The 1,216-nt window shown below is 67.2% G+C and carries 2 protein-coding genes; both read left to right on the forward strand.

Annotation, left to right across the window (positions count from 1 at the left end):
- On the forward strand, window positions 1–430 hold a 430-nt coding region (locus AC1DY5_RS56270; RefSeq protein WP_478122812.1), incomplete at its 5' end, for a methyl-accepting chemotaxis protein.
- 39 nt (window positions 431–469) lie between these two features.
- Window positions 470–1,216, forward strand: a 747-nt coding sequence (locus AC1DY5_RS56275) for an MCP four helix bundle domain-containing protein (RefSeq protein WP_478122813.1), incomplete at its 3' end; no start/stop codon positions are given.

A 1,216-nucleotide genomic window follows, 5' to 3' on the forward strand; every position in this document is an offset into this window, starting at 1 on the left:
GGTGGCCGAGGCAGGCCGGACGATGGAGGAGATCGTCGACAGCGTCAAGCGCGTGACCGACATCATGGGCGAGATCACGGCGGCCAGCCAGGAGCAGACCTCGGGGATCGAGCAGATCAACCAGGCGATCACGCAGATGGACCAGGTGACGCAGCAGAACGCGGYGCTGGTGGAAGAGGCTGCGGCGGCCGCGGGATCGCTGCAGGAACAGGCGGGCAGCCTGGTGCAGGCGGTCAGCGTGTTCAAGCTGGCGAGCGATGGCGAAGCCGTGCACGCGATTGCACAGGCGAAGTCGAAAGCCCAGGCTCCGCAGGCAGCGCGCAAGAAGACCGGTGCCGCATCCGCCGTGCCGGCACCCAGGAAGCCGACGGCGTCGGTGCGCTCGGAACCGAAGCTCACCGCTTTGTCCGGTGACTGGACCGAGTTCTGAATCCGGCCGCGCCAGTGGCCGCCACAAAAAGGAAAAGAAATGCAGTGGTTTCAGCATCTGCGCGTGACGGTCAAGCTGGTCTTGAGCTTTCTCGTGGTCGCGGCACTCGGTACCGTCGTCGGTGCGCTCGGCATCTTCCACATGGCGCGCATCAGCGCGTCGACCGAAAGGCTCTACAGCCATGAGTTGAGCGCCCTGCAGGCGGTGCAGCAAGCGAACATCGCGCTGCTCYACGCCAGTCGGTCGCAGATGACGCTGCTGTCGGCGGCCACGCGCGGCGAGCGCAACGCGGGAGCGACCGGCATCCGCAAGTCGCTCGAAGACCTGGAGGCCCGCGCCGCGCAGGTCAAGCCGCTGTTCCTGGAGAGCGAGGCGGGTGCCAAGCTCTATCGGCAGTACGAGGCATCGATCTCGCCGCTCAAGCAGCGCATGTTCGACTTCGTCACGCTGGTGGGCAAGCAGTCGCTGGACAGCTCCCAGTTCGACGGCCGCGTGGGGGACGACAGTGCGCAGCTGCTGAAGGATTCCCGCGCGCTCGAAGAGGTGCTCGAAGCGATGGTGGCCCACAGCAACATGCTCGCCAAGGCCAGTGCGGAGAACGCCGCCCAAACCTATGCCAGCTCGCGCTGGATGATGCTGCTGATCGCCGGCGCAGGATTGCTGGCCAGCGTCGGCATGGGCGTGATGGTCGCGCGCGCGCTCGGCCGGCAGCTGGGCGGCGAGCCCGCCTACGCGGCCGAGGTCGTCGGACGCATCGCGAGCGGCGATCTGGCGGTGGAAGTGACC

This window comes from Variovorax sp. P4_D9, assembly GCF_056401695.1.